Annotated in this window: 14 protein-coding genes and 2 pseudogenes; 15 read left to right on the plus strand and 1 reads right to left on the minus strand. The window is 72.6% G+C overall.

Going from position 1 to position 16,635, the window contains the following annotated elements; genetic code table 11:
- Positions 1–120 precede the first annotated feature (120 nt).
- A complete protein-coding gene (locus tag SGFS_RS38980; RefSeq protein ID WP_286256924.1) occupies positions 121–1,053 on the minus strand; it encodes a ScbA/BarX family gamma-butyrolactone biosynthesis protein in 933 nt (310 codons plus the stop codon).
- Between the two features lie 141 nt (positions 1,054–1,194).
- Between SGFS_RS38980 and SGFS_RS38985 the strand changes: the two genes are divergently transcribed.
- From SGFS_RS38985 to SGFS_RS39055, 15 genes and pseudogenes are all read left to right on the plus strand, one after another.
- Positions 1,195–1,821, plus strand: coding sequence for a ScbR family autoregulator-binding transcription factor (locus tag SGFS_RS38985; RefSeq protein ID WP_286256925.1), 627 nt, complete (start codon positions 1,195–1,197; stop codon positions 1,819–1,821).
- On the plus strand, positions 1,818–2,795 hold the full coding sequence (locus SGFS_RS38990; protein WP_286256926.1) for an NAD-dependent epimerase/dehydratase family protein: 978 nt from the start codon (positions 1,818–1,820) through the stop codon (positions 2,793–2,795). The genes SGFS_RS38985 and SGFS_RS38990 overlap by 4 nt, the downstream gene beginning before the upstream one ends.
- Before the next feature lie 377 nt (positions 2,796–3,172).
- Positions 3,173–3,445, plus strand: a pseudogene (locus tag SGFS_RS38995) (SDR family oxidoreductase); the annotation flags it as partial.
- Positions 3,446–3,676: 231 nt separating this feature from the next.
- The gene (locus SGFS_RS39000; protein ID WP_286256927.1) at positions 3,677–4,405 is read left to right on the plus strand and encodes a TetR family transcriptional regulator; all 729 of its coding nucleotides are present in this window, start codon (positions 3,677–3,679) and stop codon (positions 4,403–4,405) included.
- Complete coding sequence (locus SGFS_RS39005; RefSeq protein ID WP_286256928.1) at positions 4,402–5,163, plus strand: SDR family NAD(P)-dependent oxidoreductase; 762 nt, start codon at positions 4,402–4,404, stop codon at positions 5,161–5,163. The genes SGFS_RS39000 and SGFS_RS39005 overlap by 4 nt, the downstream gene beginning before the upstream one ends.
- A 35-nt stretch (positions 5,164–5,198) precedes the next feature.
- Entirely contained in the window at positions 5,199–6,053 is an 855-nt protein-coding gene (locus tag SGFS_RS39010; RefSeq protein WP_286256929.1) for a carbon-nitrogen family hydrolase, read from the plus strand.
- Between the two features lie 307 nt (positions 6,054–6,360).
- Positions 6,361–7,053 carry a hypothetical protein gene (locus tag SGFS_RS39015; RefSeq protein ID WP_286256930.1) on the plus strand — a complete coding sequence of 231 codons (693 nt, stop codon included), beginning with the start codon at positions 6,361–6,363 and terminating at the stop codon, positions 7,051–7,053.
- Entirely contained in the window at positions 7,050–7,244 is a 195-nt protein-coding gene (locus SGFS_RS39020) for a MerR family transcriptional regulator (RefSeq protein ID WP_286256931.1), read from the plus strand. The genes SGFS_RS39015 and SGFS_RS39020 overlap by 4 nt, the downstream gene beginning before the upstream one ends.
- A 125-nt stretch (positions 7,245–7,369) precedes the next feature.
- Entirely contained in the window at positions 7,370–9,085 is a 1,716-nt protein-coding gene (locus tag SGFS_RS39025; protein WP_286256932.1) for a GH3 family acyl-acid amido synthetase, read from the plus strand.
- 41 nt (positions 9,086–9,126) lie between these two features.
- Positions 9,127–10,011 (plus strand): alpha/beta hydrolase, encoded by an 885-nt coding sequence (locus tag SGFS_RS39030; RefSeq protein ID WP_286256933.1) that lies wholly within the window; start codon positions 9,127–9,129, stop codon positions 10,009–10,011.
- 49 nt (positions 10,012–10,060) lie between these two features.
- On the plus strand, positions 10,061–11,176 hold the full coding sequence (locus tag SGFS_RS39035; RefSeq protein WP_286256934.1) for an enolase C-terminal domain-like protein: 1,116 nt from the start codon (positions 10,061–10,063) through the stop codon (positions 11,174–11,176).
- A gap of 86 nt (positions 11,177–11,262) precedes the next feature.
- A complete protein-coding gene (locus SGFS_RS39040; RefSeq protein WP_286256935.1) occupies positions 11,263–12,150 on the plus strand; it encodes an FAH family protein in 888 nt (295 codons plus the stop codon).
- Positions 12,147–13,352, plus strand: coding sequence for a condensation domain-containing protein (locus SGFS_RS39045; RefSeq protein WP_286256936.1), 1,206 nt, complete (start codon positions 12,147–12,149; stop codon positions 13,350–13,352). The genes SGFS_RS39040 and SGFS_RS39045 overlap by 4 nt, the downstream gene beginning before the upstream one ends.
- 178 nt (positions 13,353–13,530) lie before the next feature.
- A pseudogene (locus tag SGFS_RS39050) lies at positions 13,531–14,778 on the plus strand (IS701 family transposase); the annotation flags it as partial.
- A 482-nt stretch (positions 14,779–15,260) separates the two neighbouring features.
- On the plus strand, positions 15,261–16,631 hold the full coding sequence (locus SGFS_RS39055) for an MFS transporter (protein WP_286256938.1): 1,371 nt from the start codon (positions 15,261–15,263) through the stop codon (positions 16,629–16,631).
- The last annotated feature ends 4 nt before the right edge of the window (positions 16,632–16,635 follow it).

Raw genomic sequence — 16,635 nt, forward strand, 5'->3', positions numbered from 1 at the left:
GCCCGCGGGGGCACTGACCTGCGGGGCACTGACCTGCGAGGCGCGGGCCTGCGGTGCGCGGGTCTGCCGTGCGCGGGTCTCCGGTGCGCGGGTCTGCGGTGCGGGCGTAAGGGACGCATGTCAGGCGCCCCGGGGGGCCGCTACGGCGGTCAGGGTCACCACGCTGGCGAAGATCTCCTTGCCGTTCTGCCGGGCGCTGATCCGCACCTGGCCGGGGTCCGCCAGCTGCTCGGCCTCCACCCAGCAGGGGACGTCCATCTCGGCGTAGCGGACGAAGTCGGAGTCCATGCCGGTGACCGTCACCGTGTCGGGGTGTGCCGTGGCCAGGGCCGCCTGGCGGGCGGCCTCAAGAAGCAGCATGCCCGGGGCGTGGTCCACGAGGTGGTCGAAGAGGATGGGGTGCGTGGTGTCGACCCGCAGTTGCCAGCGGTCGGGGCGGTCGGTGGCGGCGAGCACCACGTCCTCGAAGCGGTCACGGCCGAACGGCGTGAGACCGGCCGGCGGCGGCAGCGGCACGGCGCGCGCGGTGGCCGCGGTCGCGTCGGCGTACGGGCCGCGGAGCCGGTTGTAGACCGTGCGGTCCTGGATGGTGAAGCGGGAGTGTGCCGAGGCCAGGTGCCGGCCGGCGCGCTCGACGTCTACTCTCAGGGATATCGCGGCGGCGCGCTCGCGACGGTACGTCACCTCGGGGCAGGTGATGTGCAGTTCCAGCTCGGCCGGGTCGCCGTCGGCGTACGCGGCCGCCGGGTCGAGGCTCCAGCCGAAGTCCTTCCACAGCAGCTGATGGCCGAACGGCACCTGGTAGGCGCCGTGGGACAGCAGCGGCAGCGTCTGGCGTACCGTCTCGCTGAGCAGAAGCGGGTCGTGCAGACCCAGGAGGTTGACGTAGAACGGGTGCGTGGCGGGCCAGGCGGCGGTGACGGTGAAGGCGTCGGGCGCGGTCTGCCGCCAGTCACGCAGCAGTACTTCGTCCTGGTTCGACTTGTGGGTGAAAGCGGTCGAAACCGTCTCAAAACGGTTTTCAAGCGTGGGCTGGGCAAGGCTGATGGACATGGTTGTTCCCCCCTGATGCGGTGACTCTCCGATGGGCACGCGCAGGTGAAGCGAAGGCGCTCGCAGTGACAGGGCGGCGCCGACGTGAATAAAATAGAGGTCGTTCTTTTTGTTTGTCTACGGGTATGAGGGAGTCCGCTGATGGCGCGACAACGGCAGGAACGTGCGGAGCGGACGCGGGCCGCGCTCATCCACGCGGCTGCGGAGGTGTTCGACCAGGCCGGATACCACGGCGCGGGTCTGAACGCGATCCTGCAGCGGGCGGGCATCACGACCGGAGCCATGTACTTCCACTTCAAGTCGAAGGAGGAGCTGGCCCGCGCGGTCATCGTCGACCAGGCCGCCGAGTTGCAGTGGCCCCGCGACAAGAAGGGTCTGCAACAGCTGATCGACGTGTGCCAGTACCTGGCCGTGGAGATGCGCTCGAACGTGCTGTTCCGGGCGGGCGTACGGCTGGCCGTCGAGCAGAGCGAGGTGAACCTCCTCGACTACTCGATCTACGACTGGTGGGCCGAGCAGTTCGGTGCGCATCTGGCGGAGGCGCGTGAGCTCGGGCAGCTGCATCCCGATGTCGACGAGGGTGCGTTCCCGCAGGTGCTCGTCGCCGCGTACACCGGGACGCAGATCATGTCGCGGCTCGCCACCAACCGGGCCGACCTGCCCGAACGCATAGAGAACATGCTGCGATGTCTGCTGCCGGCCGTCGCGCCGGCGGAGGTCGTCGCCACGCTGGAGTTCCCCGGGAACGGCGGGGAAACGACTCCATGAGCTCTGTCCGGGTGGTGCTGACGGGCTCGACCGGGTTCGTGGGGCGGGCGGTGCTCGGCGCTCTGCTGCGCGAAGGGGGCGCGGGCGGACGGGACGTCGAGGGCGGGCGGGACGTCGAGGTGCGTGCCGTGGTCCGTACGGTCCCCGCCGACGCCGGGGTGTCGGCGGGCGTGGAGTGGGTGCGGGCGGATCTGTCGGACCCGGCGTCGCTCGACGGTGTGGCGAGCGGCGCGGATGTCCTCGTGCATCTCGCCTGCCGGGTCGACGGCGACGCCGAGGAGTGCGAGCGGACGAACGTCGGCGGCACCCGGGCGATCGTCGCCGAGGCGCGGCGGGCCGGGGTGGGGCGCGTCGTCCAGCTGTCCACGGCGGCGGTGTACGGGCCCGGGCCGCACCGGGGCATACCCGTCGACGGGGTCACGCCGGCGCCGGTGTCCGCGGCCAGCCGTACCCGGTTGGCGGCGGAGCGGCTCGCGCTCGACGCGGGCGGGGTGGTGCTACGGCCCGGTCTCGTGCTCGGGGCCGGGGACCGTTGGGTCGTGCCCGCGCTCGGTGAACTGCTGCGGCGGGTGCCGACGGCCTGGGACGGCGGGCGGGGGCAGGTGTCCGCGGTGGACGTCGGGGACCTGGCCCGGCTGGTCAGCGCCCTTGTGTCGATGCCGGACGACGTGCCCTCCGGGGTGTATCACGCCAGCCATCCGGTGCCGGTACGCAACCGCGACCTGATGGCCCGGCTCGCGGAGCTGGACGTACTGCCGTCGGCGACCGGTGACCTGCCGTGGGACCAGTGCCTGGCGCGCCTGCGGGAGACCCCGGGCCGCATCAGTGAACGACAGTTCGAGCTGCTGGCCCGCGATCACTGGTACGAGAGCGAGGAGATCTGGCGGCTGACGGGCTGCACACCCGGGCCGGGGCCGCTGGAGCGGTTGGGTGGGGCGGCGGGGTGGTATCGGGGGTGGCTCGGGGGCGGATGAGGATGCGGGTTGCCGGGTTGCCGGGTTGCCGGGTTGCCGGGCTGTGGGGCTGCCGGGCTGTGGGTCGGTGCCGGGGCTTCCCGGCGGGGGCGCGCCCCCGCGGCTGCCGCCCGGTTGCGGCTGAGGCTCGGTTGTGCGGCACCCGGCGGCTTCGGCTGGGCGGGGGTGGGTCGCGCGGCCCGGCGCTCACGGGGTGCCGCTGCGCCCACCCGTGCCGCCCCTGGCGGCACGATTGCCCGCAGTTGGGGTGGGGGTGGGGGAAGTGCCGGTACACGGTCATGGGCGACACACCCGCGGCCTTGGGCGACGTCGGTCACGGTCGCCGCGGCCTTGGGCGACGTCGGTCACGGTCGTCGCGTCGTAACCGCGCTCGCTGAACGATGAGCATGACCCTGGCCAACCAGCTCGGGGCCCGGGGAATCACAGTGAACGCGGTTGCCCAGGGAGCCACCCGGACGGTGACCAACGGGGCAGCCTTCGAGGCGCCGGGACTCGCCGAACTCATCGCCGGCACGACGGCGCTCGCTCGGCCGGGCGGGCCCGACGACGTCGCGGACGTGGTCGCGTTCCTCGCCTCCGACACGGCGCGCTGGACCACCGGGCAGGTCATCGACGCGAGCGGCGGCCTGTTCCTCGGCACGCGAGTCTGAGCGGAGGAGGGGCGGCGCTGTCACCCCGACACGCCCAACTTGGCCAAGTGGTTGCCGAGTTGGGCATGCGGGGTGTCCGTGCGGGCAAGCGGCGGTACGTTCGCAGGACTGGGGGCCGGGCCCTCTCGTCCCGTGAACGAAAGAACGGCGGGCGGGAGCGCGACGACGGGTCCCCACCCCCGGTGCCCGGAGCACGCATCGCCGTCCGGTGTCCCGTGGGAGCCAGTTCCCGTGACGGATACCGAGGTCAAGCCCATGGTGAAGCAGGTGAGAGCGGAACGCACCCGGCAGGCGCTGATCGCGGCGGCGGCCATCGAGTTCGACCGGCAGGGGTACGCCGGTACGTCGCTGTCCGCCGTGCATCGGGCCTGCGGGGTGACGATGGGAGCGCTCACCTTCCACTTCCCCGCCAAGGCGGACCTGGCCACCGCCGTCTGCCACGAGGCCGAGGACGTCACCCGTCGGGCGCTCGCACGACTCGCCCCGGCGAGTGCCCTCCCCCCGGTCGCCGAGGTCACCTTCGCCGTGGCCCGGCTGCTGGACGAGGAGGTCACCGTCCGCGCCGCGGCCCGGCTCACCCAGGAGCAGGCCGTCCCCTCCCGCTGGCGCACGGTCTGGCGCGCCGCGTTACGGGAGTCCGTGGCCCCGGCCCGCGAACGGCCCCGCCCCGGACCCGAGCCCGAAGAACTGGAACTGCTCGCGGTCTACCTCACCGCGGGCGCCGAAGCGGCCCTGCGCGCGGGCCGCACCGGCAAGGAGGTCCGGACCGACCTGGAGTGCCTGTGGGCGCTGGTGCTCGATCCCGGGCCGTCGATCACCGCCGAGGCGTGTCCACCGGGTGCGGGCGAGTGTCCGACGGGCGCCGACAACCCGTGTCCGGTCGGCGCCCCTCCCTCACCCACGCCCACGCCCGCACCCTTCTCCTCTTCCTCGATCGCTTCGAAAAGGCTCACTCCATGACTCGACGCTGCGCGCTCGTCACCGGCGGTTCCCGGGGCATCGGTGCCGCCATCGCGACCGAACTCGCCGCCACCGGGCACCGCGTGGCCGTGCACTGCCGTGCCGACTCCGCCGCCGCGAAGGCCGTGCTGGACACCCTGCCCGGCACCGGCCACGCCTTCGTCACCGGTGATGTCGGCGCACCCGGCGCGGCCCGGGAGATCATCGACTCCGCGGTCGAACAGCTGGGCACGGTCGACGTCCTCGTCAACAACGCCGGCGTCCACACCGAACAGCCCGTCGCCACCACCTCGTACGAGGACTGGCGGGCCGACTGGCGGCGCCTGGTCGACGTCAACCTCCTCGGCCCCGCCGATCTCATCTGGCACCACGTCGACCACCTCCGCCACCGACTTCAGGGCCCCCAGGGCGCGCGCATCGTCAACGTCGGCTCACGCGGCGCCTACCGCGGCGAACCCGACGCCCCGGCCTACGGCGCGACCAAGGCCGCCCTGCACGCGCTGACCCAGTCGCTCGCCCAGTCGCTGGGCCCGCTCGGCATCGCGGTGACCGCCGTCGCCCCGGGATTCGTCCGCACCGACCTCACGGAACCCATGCTCGTCGGGCCCGCCGAGGAGGACGTACGCCGGCAGAGCCCGCTCGGCAGGATCGCCGTGCCCTCGGACGTCGCGGCCGCCGTGGCCTGGCTGAGCAGCGTCGGGGCCGAGTGGTGCAGCGGCACCGTGATCGACGTCAACGGCGCCTCCCACCTGCGCTGACCCTCACCTCCCGACCACCTATGAACGGAGACACCGTGCGCGCCGCGCTTCTGCAGATCGCCGTACGACCGGACGAACCCGTCGCCGAGCGACGCACCCGCGTGGCCGGCCTCGTCCGCGCGCAGCACACCGCCGACCTCGTGCTGTTGCCGGAACTCTGGACGGTCGGCGCGTTCGCCTTCGACACGTTCCGCGAGCAGGCCGAGCCTCTCGACGGGCCCACGGCACGGGCCATGGGCGAGGCCGCGGCCGCCGCGCGGGTCTGGCTGCACGCGGGCTCGATCATCGAGCGCGGCCCGGGCGACACCCTGTACAACACCTCCCTGGTGTTCGCCCCCGACGGCACCCCGCACCGGACGTACCGGAAGATCCACCGCTTCGGCTTCGACCGCGGCGAGGCGACCCTGCTGGCCAGGGGGGACGAGACGGTCACCGCCGTGCTCGACGTCCCCGGGACGGCCGGACCCACCGCCGGACCCACCGCCGGACCCACCGCCGGACCCACCGCCGGACTCACCGCCGGGCTCGCCACCTGCTACGACCTGCGCTTCCCCGAGCAGTTCCGGCTGCTGGTGGACGCCGGTGCCGAACTGTTCCTCGTCCCGGCAGGCTGGCCCGCCGCCCGCCGCGCCCACTGGTCACTGCTGGCCCGCGCCCGAGCCGTCGAGTCCCAGGCGTACGTCCTCGCCTGCGGTACGGCCGGCACACACGCCGGGGTCGAACAGGCCGGGCACAGCGTCGTCGTCGACCCGTGGGGTGAAGTCCTCGCCGAGGCCGGCCCGGGGGAGGAGACCCTCGTCGTCGACCTCGATCCGACCCTCGTCGCGAAGACCCGCGCCGAGTTCCCCGCCCTTCGCGATCGAGTGCTCGGTGTGCCCGCGCCCCGGTGACCGAGCCCCGGCGACAGGTGCCGCCCGCCCCGCGAGTACCGGGGCGGGCGGCACCTGTCGTCTGTCCCCGACGAGGGCCACTGACGCCTCCAACTACCGCTCTCCACAAGGTGGTTGGGTAATTTCCCCCGCCCCCTTGCGGCCCACGCGGCAGACGTGTAACACTCTTTCGCGAGGCAGTCTGCCCACTTCCAGGAACCCTTCGAAGAGCTCCAAGAGCTCCAGGTTTTCCCTCAAGGGCCCTCGCACTGCCGTCGCGTCGCCATCGAGCGGCGCTTTTTTTGTTTCCCACGAAGGTGAGGCGACCATGGCCGACCCGACCCCCTCACAGTCCCGCCCGGAACGGTGCGCGTCCCACCGCTGTCGCCGGGCGGCCCGTTCCGAGGCGCTGCGGCGCAGGCCCGCCGCGCCCGGCTCCCGGCTCTGCGGATCGTGCGGGCGCGCCCTCGCGGCCGACCTGGCGGCGCTGCCCGCACTCCACCACGAGAGCGAGCAGCAACTCGTACTCCCCGCACGCCAGGCGGGCCTCGCCCGGGTCACGGGCCACCGCCCGGACGCGCCGCCCGTGAGCGACGCGGCGCTGGAGGCCCGCCACGACGCCGTCGTACGCCTGGCCTCCTGGGCCCGGCTCGTGCTGGACGAGAGCGCGGACGCGGCCACCGGGGCACCGCCCGGCCGTACGGTCCCCGAACTGGCCGCCTTCCTCCACCGGCACGTCGGCTTCCTGGCCGCCCACCCCGCCGCGGGCCCGGCGGCCGACGAGATCGCCCAGGTGGCCACCGCCCTGCGGCTCGTCGTGTCGCCGCCCAAGCCCGAACTGGTACCGCTCGGCCGGTGCGTGGAGCCCGGCTGCGACGCCGAGGTGTCGCTGCCCGGGCGCGGCGGCGACGACCTGGTGCTGCGCGGACCGATGTGCGGCGCGGGACACGTACTCACGCCACGCCAGTGGCTTCTTCTGAACCAGCGTCAATCAGCAGCGACAATCCAGGAGTCGGCATGAACAACGACGTGCACACCCCGCGCGGCAAGCGCGTCCCCACCTCGCTCGCCGCCCTCGCCCTCGGCGTCCGCGAGGGCACGATCCGCCAGTGGGCCCGCCGAGGCAAGATCACCCGGTACGGCACCAAGCGCCAGGCCCTGTACGACCTGAACGAGCTGACCGCGCTCGCGGCCGGCGAGAGCGCCACGTAACAGCGTCCGGCACGACGTAACAGCACCCGGCATCCCGTAACACCCCACACCCACAGCACCGTTCGGCCCCGCCGCGCGGTGCTTTCGCATGCCCGAACACGGGCGGCACCTGAGGAGAGACCACAGTGGAGACACCCCAGACACCCCAGACACCCCGCGCGACCGCCCAGGACGCACCCGAGGCAGCCCAGTGGCAGCAGCACTGGCAGGCCCGCCGCGACCCCTTCGTCGAGGAGTGCTTCCGGGCCCGCGAGAGCCTGCTCGCCGATCTGAAGGACCCGGCCGCCGCACAGGCCCGCGTCCTGGACGACCTCATCGACATCGGCGCCAGCTCGCTGCACTGGAAGGAGGAGGGGTACGACGTCATCGCCGCCGACCCGGGCACCTTCCGTTCCGTGCTGCCGATCATGCGCTACAACGACTTCGTCGAGCAGATCGACCGGGAGACCCGCACCAAGGGCGGCATCCTCTCGTGCAGCCCCGTACTGCGCTGGCTCAAGACCAGCGGGACGACGGGCACCCCCAAGCGCGTCCCGTACACGCTGCACTGGCTGCTGAAGTACCGGATCCCGGCGATGAAGGCCATGTGGGGCACCTACCTGGAGCACCACCCGGAGATCCTCGCCCACCCCTGGGCCACGCTCGACACCCAGACCGTCCGCGAGGACGTGTACGACTTCGTGCACGGTGTCGAGCACCAGGCGATCAGCAACCGGCATCCGCAGATCAACAGCCGGGACTGGAACCCGCCGTGGTACGAGTCCCCGTGGTTCGGCCCCGACACGCCCACCAGCCACGCCGGGCGGATGTACCACCGCGTACGGCACCTCGTCGGCAAGGACCTGCACTACATCTCGGCGATCAACCCCAGCACCCTCGTCTCACTGCGCGACCTGATCGCCGAGCACGGTGCCGAGCTGGTGCGCGACCTGCGCGAGGGCACCCTCCGAGGCAGGCCATGGACCGAGCCCGACGAGAAGGCCGCGCTGCACCTCGAACATGCCCTGGCCAAGGGCGAGTTCAGCCTCGTCGACGTCTGGCCGTCACTCACCCTCTACAGCTGCTGGCTGTCCGCCTCCGCCGAGCTGTACCGGCCGCGCCTGGACGCCGTACTGCCCGGTGTCGCCAAGCTGCCGTTCATGAGCTGCGGCACCGAGGGCGTCACCACCATCCCCGTGGACGACACCCTGGAGAGCCAGCCGCTCGCCATCAGCCAGGCGTACTTCGAGTTCGTCCCCGCCGACGTACCGCTCGGCCGGCTCCTCGACGCCGGCGAGACGGTCGAGACCCTGCTGTACGACGAGGTCGAGGCGGGCCGCGACTACCACCTGATCATGTCCCAGGGGAACGGCCTGTACCGACTGTGGACCGGCGACATCTACCGCGTCGACCGGATCGTCGACGGCACGCCCTGGGTCCACTTCACCCATCGCGACGGCGTCTACCACTCCTTCACCGGCGAGAAGATCACCGAGGGCCAGGTCACCCAGGCCATCCGGCAGGGCCTCGAAGGCAGCGGCCTCGACACCGGCCTCTACATGTGCGGGCCGCGCTGGGACGAGCCGCCGTCCTACACCGTCGTCGTCGAAGTCCCGGCCCCCGGCGCCGAGTTGGACCGGGAACTGTCCGCCGCCATCGACCGCGAGCTGTCCGTCATCAACATCGAGTACGCCTCGAAGCGGGACAGCGGCCGGCTCGCCGGCCTCCGGGTGCGGACCGTGGCGCAGGGCGCGATCGCCGCGTACGTCGAGTCGCGGCGGCAGCAGGGCAACGCCACTCAGTACAAGTACAAGCCGTTCCAGAAGGACATCGACTTCGTCGACGCCGTCGTCCCCCACTGACCTAACCGCTTTAACCGGTTACCGAACAAGGAGAGCTGACCATGCTGGAAACCCTCAGGCCCCCGCAGAACACCCGCCGAGAGATCGTCGACGTCCGGTGCGACGACGGCACCCGGCTCGCCCTGCACGTATGGCGGCCGGAGCAGATCAAGGGAGCCGTCTTCTACTTCCACGGACTGCAGAGCCACGCCGGGTGGCTGTGGGAAGTGGGCCCGCAGTTCGCCGACAACGACATCGCGTTCTTCGTCCTGGACCGGCGCGGCAGCGGTATCAGCCCGGGGGAGCGGAGCGAGATACCGGACGTCGACACCGTCCTCGGCGACTACGCGAAGGCCGTCGCGTTCGTCCGGGGGATGATCGGCGACACCGTACCCCTGTCCCTGTTCGGGCACTGCCTCGGCGGCTCCTTCATGGCGGCCCTGATGAGCTACGAGGGGTTCACCACCTCGTACGACGCGGCCGTGTTCTGCTCGTCCTGGCTCGGCCGGATGCACGCCACGCTCGACGCGGACACGCGCGAGGCCATCGCGGCGGACACGAGCGAGGAGCCGTGGGACGCGGGGCTGCGGGCCGCCGACTTCACCGACGAGATCAAGTACCAGCACTTCATCGACCACGACGACCTGGCCGTACGGCAGTTGACACGGCGGTCGCGGGCCGTGCTGCTGGAGCTGGAGCGGCTGTATCTGACGCGCGGGCGTACGACGGCCCGGGTGCCCGCCGCCACCTTCGTCTCCGGGATGACCGACCCGATCGTCGACCTCGACGCGGCTCACTCCGTCTTCCAGGACCTGGTCTCCGGGCGCGGCTCGATCATGAAGTTCCCCACGGACAAGCACTATCTCTTCTACACCGACGTCAGCGGCGACCTGGTCGACTGGACGTCGACGTACACCCTGCTCCAAGGGGTGAACCGTGGCGCCTGAGCCCGGGAGATCCGGAGGACGGGCCCGGCTGTACCACGTAGAGCTGCCCATGCGGACGCCGTTCGACCATCCCGCCGCCCGGCGCCGTACGTCCGACAGCCTGGTCCTGAAGCTCTCGGCCGACGGCGTGGACGGCATCGGGGAGTGCGCGCCCCGCTCGTACGTCACCGGCGAGACCACCGCGAGTGTGCGCACCGCGCTCGAACAGGTCGACTTCGCCGCGCTGTTCGCGCTGCTGACCGGCCGCGATCCGGAGGAACTGCTCGGCCTGCTGCACCGGGACGGCTTCGCGCGGACCTTCGGGATCGACGGCGGCAACAATCTGCTCTGCCTACTGGAGACGGCCGTGCTCGACTGGCTGGGGCGGCGGCTGGGGCGGGGCGCGCGCGAGCTGCTGCCAGGGGGAGAAGGCGGAACGTCACCGTCCTTGCCCGTCTCCCGGACGCCCGACTCCTTGCCCGTCTCCCAGGTGCTCGATCTCAGCCTGGACGCCGAGGAGTTCCTCGCCACCCGGGGGCCCTTCCACTTCGTCAAGATCAAGGCGTCGGACGACATCGAGCACGACGCCCGTACCGTCCGCACGATCCGCGACAAGCTCGGCGACGACGTACCGGTCATGGTCGACGCCAATATGTGCTGGACACCCGCGAACGCGGTCGACCACGCGCGTCGGCTGCGCGAGGCCGGCGTCGACTACGTGGAGGAACCGCTGCCCAAGGGCTCCTGGGAAGCCCTGCGCGTGTTGCGGCGCGACGGCGGGGTGCGGATCATGCTGGACGAGTCGGTGTGCACGGCCCGGGACGCCCGCACGGCGGTGGAGTCCGAGGCCTGCGACGCGTTCAACATCCGGGTGTCGAAGAACGGAGGGCCGCTGCCGGCCGCCGGGCTCGTCGAATACGCCCGGGAGAACGGGGTCCGCTTCCAGTTCGGGGTCCAGGTCGCCGAGGTCGGCCCGCTCATCAACTCGGGCCGGGCGCTGGCCTTCGGCCACCCCGACGCGCTCACCGTCGAGGCCGGACAGTCCGACCGTTTCTTCCCGGAGATGATCGTCGCCCCGCCCCCGGCCGTCGACCGCGACACCAACACCCTGTCACCGGCCGGCGGCACCGGCTGGGGCATGGACCTCGCCGCGAGCGCGGAGCGCTGGGCGGTACGGGATCTCTGAGCACGCCCCTCGCTCCTGGGCCTGCCATCTCTTCCCACTCGCACATCACACACACCGCACACCCATGCCCGAAAGGCGGAGCCATCATGACCGTACTGTTCGAATGCACCTACCGGGGCGACCGCTACTTCGGCCTCGGACTGCCCGAGGACGGGGAGCCGTTGCGTCTCACCCCGCTCGGGAACCTGGACCTGGGCAAGCTCCTCGTCGAGGGCGGTGACGTCGCCGTGCTGCTCGCCGCCGCCGAGACGGTGACCGTTCCCGCGAGCGAACACGACGCCGTGTCCTTCCGGCCGCCCCTGCTGCCCGACCACCCCGGTGACGCCATGGTCGGCGGCTTCATGCAGACCCACAACGTCAAGGTGGACGCGGACACCCCGAGCCAGCCGAACTGGTTCCTCAAGGGGCTCGGCGAGGTACTGAAGACCTCCGGGGAGGACCTGCGCGCACCCGTCGGGTCGGTCGCCCTCACCGAGGAGGCGGAGATCGTCCTCGTCTACGTCACCGACGACGACCACCGGCCCCGCTACGTCGGCCACACCTTCGGCAACGACCTCACCGACATCGGCCGCTTCCGCCGCCACCGCGGCCACCTCTCCTACGCGAAGCTGTGCGACGCGGCCGTGGCACCCTGGCTGTTCCTCGACGAGCCGCCGCGCCACGTCACCGGGCACGTCACGATCGAACGGGACGGCGAGCCGTGCTGGCGGGGCGAGTTCACCACCGGCACCAAGGCCCTGCACTACGGGCTCGACGACATCATGTCCGAACTGTTCTCCTACGACGCCCTGCTCACCCCCGGCCGCGTCCACTACGTCTACATCGGCGCCGACCGCAGCAGCTTCCACGACGGCCACCGCATGGCCGACGGCGACCGCGTCACGCTGGACTTCACGAGCCACGGCGTCACCCTCTCCAACACCGTGCGGTGTGCGTCGCCGGCGCTCGTGGCCGCCGCGCACGAGGTCTCGTGAGCCGGGGCGAGAGGGTGCGCAGGCTCAGCGACACGGAGGCCGCGTTCGCCTACGCCCACGCGCTCCCGCACGGCAGCGGCCGGCTCACCACCACCTTCACGGTCAACGGCGTCCTCGCCCCGGAGCGGGTGGAGCAGGCCGTGGAGCAGTGGGTACGAGGGCTGCCCCTGCTGTCGCTGCGGATCGAGGACACCGGGGGCGACGGGCTGTGGTTCCGGAAGGGGACGCGGGGCGCCTGGAGGGAGGCGGACGGGGAGCGGCTGTGGGAGCTGAGCGTCGGGCGGACCCCGGCGGGTGCGACCCGTTTCTCCCTCACCCTCCACCCCGCGATCTGTGACGGTTTCTCCGTCGGCCGCCTCGTACGGCCGTTGCTGGACGCCCTGTTCGCCGCGCCGGGTGCCCGTTCCGGGGAGCAGGAGCTGCCTCCCGACATCGACGGGCTCACCTATGAGGGCGGGGGCGCGTGCGTGTGCGGGGTGTGCATGCCTTCCGGGTCGCCGCGGCGGGTCAGGCGGGCCGTGACGTCGTACGGGGGAGGCCCTGACGGGGAGGTCGAGGAGCGGGGCCGTACGGGCGATGCCGTGACCCTCGCCCTGAGCCCGTACGCGAGCAGGCGGCTGCGCGACTGGTGCGGGGCGCGGCAGTTGACGGTGCGCGGGCTCCTGGCGACCGTGCTGGCCGACGCGCTCGCCCGGGAGAGCGGACGCACCGAGGTCACGGTCGCCACGGCGGTGTCCCTGCGGCGGAGCTACGCCGAGCGGGCGTTGATCACCGAACCGGGCTGTGTGCTGGGCGTGGTGCGGGCGGCGTTGCGGGCGGGCCCGGCCGGCGATCCGGTGGGCGGGGCCCGGGCGAACGCGGCGGCGCTGTGCGCGGCGGGGCGTGCGTGGCGTCCGGAGCGGCGGGCGCACGCCGCTGTCCGCCGGGCCGTGGAGCGGGCGGCGGCGGAGGAGGGCGCGGCGGAGCTGCGGGTCGTCGACGCCGGTTCGGTGGACACCGCGCTCGGCCCGCATGCCGGAAGGGTCACGGGGTTCCGGACCGTCGCGGCACACGGGGGGACGCGGCTCGGCGGCACCCTGCATCTGTCGTCGTTCAAGGGGGCGTTGACGGTGGCTCTCGCCGTTGCCGGGCCCTGGGCGGCGGTCGCCGAGCGGGAGCTGACCGAGGCGGCGCTGCTGCGTTCCGCTCTGCTGCCTGTGTAAAAGCGCAGGTAGGAGCCTTGTGGAGGTGCGGACTCCTCAAAGTCGTAGCCGGGGGTGGTCCTCTCGATTGAAAACAAAGAGTTCGTTCTCTATTTTTTTAGTGCGGGCCTCGAACCGGCGAGGCCCGCCCAGTGCGAACAGCCGAGCGATCGAGCAGTCGAGAGGAAGGGGACGCGTGATGGGGACGACGTTGGCGAACCGCCCCGCCCTCGACGCATTCGTCGCGGAGATCTTCGAACGGTTGCCCCGCGCCGACCAGCGCAGATGGGCCCATGTCTACACACGTGGCCTGCTGGTGACGCCGGGTCGCAAGACGGTTCGGCGGCTCGCGGCCTCCGTGTCCGACTCGACCACGGCCGCCCAGGCCCTGCACCAGTTCGTCAACGCCAGCCCCTGGGACTGGTCGCCGGTCCGCGCCCGCCTGGCCGACTGGGTCGTACGGCGGTCCCGGCCCCGCGCCCTGCTCCTCGGCTCGGCGGTGCTGCCCAAGCGCGGCGACCGCTCCTGCGGAGTGCACCGCCGCTTCGTCCCGCAGGACGGACGTACCGTCAACTGCCAGGTCGGCCTGGGCGCCTTCCTTGCCACGGACGACGCGACGGTCCCCGTCGACTGGCGTCTGCTGCTGCCCGGCGCCTGGTCCGAGGACCCGGAGATACGCGGCCGGGCCCGCGTCCCCGAGACCGTCTCCGGCGACCGGGGCTCGGCCGAGGCGCAGGCGTTGGACCTGGTCGACGCGGTCGGCCGGGGCCTGCCGGACCCGGACCCGCACGGCGTTCCGGTCGTGGCCGACCTGGTCGGCTTCGCGGACGCCGGTGCGCTGGTGGGCGGGCTGATCGCCCGGCGACGGCGGTTCGTGGTGGCGGTGCCCGGGGATCTCGTCGTGCTTCCGGACCGGGCGGCGGGTGGTGTGGCCGGGCGCGTCGTGCTCGGTGCGTACGGCCGTGCCGGGGCCGGTACGGCCGTGGCGCGGGCCGGCGCCGGTGCCGGTGCCGTGACCGCCGGGAACCTTCTCGCAGCCCAGCACGCCCGGCCGCCACTCCACCCCCCGGCGGCGGCCGAGCCGGACCCGGCACTCCCGCCGGGACCGGTGGCCGTGGCGACGGGGGTGGTCCGCCTCCCCGGCAACCCCGTCGCCCTCCGGCTGGTCTGCGAACGGTGGGGGGAGGGGGGCGCCGGTGCCGGTGGCTCCGGCGGCGTGCGGGTGTGGCTCACCGATCTGGTGGACCGGCCGGCGCGTGAGGTCCTGGCGCTGGCCCGGCTGTACACGGGGGCCGCCGACACGGTGGAGCGGCTGGCCGAGGACTTCGGGCTGCGTGCCTTCGAGGGGCGTTCGTACCCCGGCTGGCACCACCACATGACACTGGTCTCCGCCGCCTTCGCCTACGGCACCCTCGGCTCCGCCACCGGGCCGGGCAACCCGGCCCGGGCCTCACGGGGACCGAGGGCGGGCCGACCCCCGCGCGGGGCGCGAGGCGTCGCGGCACCGACGCGGAGTGCCGGAGCTCCGGGGCGGGGCTCGACGACTCCTGCGCGGGCGTCCACGTCCCCGACACGGCCTCCCGTGGTCTCGACGCGGCCTCCGCAGTCCTCGACGCGGCCTCCCGCAGCCTCGGCGCGCTTCCCGGCGGCTTCGACGCGGCCTCCGCAGTCCTCGACGCGGCCTCCCGCAGCCTCGGCGCGCATCCCGGCGGCTTCGACGCGGCCTCCGCAGCCCTCGACGCCATCCCCGCAGCCTTCGGTTTCCCCGGCCGGGCACCAGGCACCCCCGGCCACCCACCCGGCACCCCCGGCCCGGTACTCCACACCCAAATCCTGGCTGTCCTCCCCCTCCTCCCCACCCTCCTCACCAACCCCCGCGACCCCACCCTCGCGACCCCTCACCTCTCCGACACGAACGGGATGTTCCTGATGGCCCTTCCCAAAGCGTTCTGGCTGCTGTGGTTCGGGCAGACCGTCAGCCGGCTCGGGACGCTCGCCCCCGCCTTCCTCGTCCTCTACCTGGAGCAGGACGGCCTCGTCGCCCCCGGCACCACCCCGCTCGTCGTCGGACTCTTCGGCGCCGGTGTCGTGTTGTCCGGGCTGGTGGGAGGGGCGGTCGCCGATCTGATCGGGCCGCGCCGGACCATCGTCGCCGCCCAGCCGGTGACCGCCGCGATGGCCCTGCTGTTCGCCGTCGCCGACCATGTCGTCGCCCTCTGCGCGCTGGCACTGATCACCGGGTTCCTGTCGGCCGTGGACCGGCCGGCCGGGGCCGGGCTGATCTCCGCGATCGTTCCGCAGGAGCAGTTCTCGAAGGCGTACAGCCTCTTCCTCGTCGGCTTCAACATCGGCATGTCGCTGAGCCCGGTCCTCTCCGGGTTCCTGCTCGAAGTCAGCCCCGGCGCCCTGTTCGTGGTCTGGGCGGTCTCCAGCCTCCTCTACGCGGCCCTGGTGTTCGCGGTGCCCGCCGATCCGCCGCCCGTGCGGGACGCCGACCGGCCCGCCGGGGCCTCGGCCGCACTCAAGTCGGCCGCGCGCGGTATCGCCGAACCCTTCCGCACCCCCGTCCTGGTCGCCTTCCTCCTGCTGACCTTCCTGTTGGCCTGCATCTACCTCCAGGTCAACTCCGCGCTGCCGCTGGACATGCGGGGCAGCGGGCTGTCCGCCGGGGACATCGGGTTCGTGCTCGCCGTCAACGCCGTACTGTCCGTGCTGCTGCTGCCGCTCGTGCCCCGCCTCGTCGGGGGGATGCGTGCCCACGTCCCGCTGATCCTGGCCGCCGGGTTCATGGCCCTCGGCTTCGGCGGCAACGCCCTCGCCGACGACATGGTCACCTTCACGCTCGCCACCGTCGTCTGGACGCTCGGCGAGGTGCTGTGGGCCCCGATGTCCGCGACGTTCATCGCCGACCGCGCCCCCGCCGGACGCAGCAGTACCTACCAGGGCTCGTACTTCTTCGCCTGGAACGCCGCGTTCGTCGTCGGCAGCCCCGCCGGCCTCGCCCTCGCCCACGCCCACGGCTACGGATCGCTGTGGCTGTCGGTCCTGGGCCTCGGCCTGGTCGTGACGCTCGGCTTCGCCCTGCTGCCGAGGCTGACCGGGTTCGCGACGAAGCCCGGCTCCGAGCCCGGCTCCGAGCCCGGCTCCGAGCCCGGCTCCGAGCCCGGCTCCGAGCCCGGCTCCGAGCCCGGCTCAGAGCCCGGCTCAGAGCCCGGCCTCGGGCCCGACGCGGTCCCCGAGCCCCAAGCCGTCCCCCGGGCGACCACCCCCGAAGAAACCCTGACCACAGAGACAAGGTGATCCC

The organism is Streptomyces graminofaciens (assembly GCF_030294945.1).
GTDB classification, from domain to species: Bacteria; Actinomycetota; Actinomycetes; order Streptomycetales; family Streptomycetaceae; genus Streptomyces; species Streptomyces graminofaciens.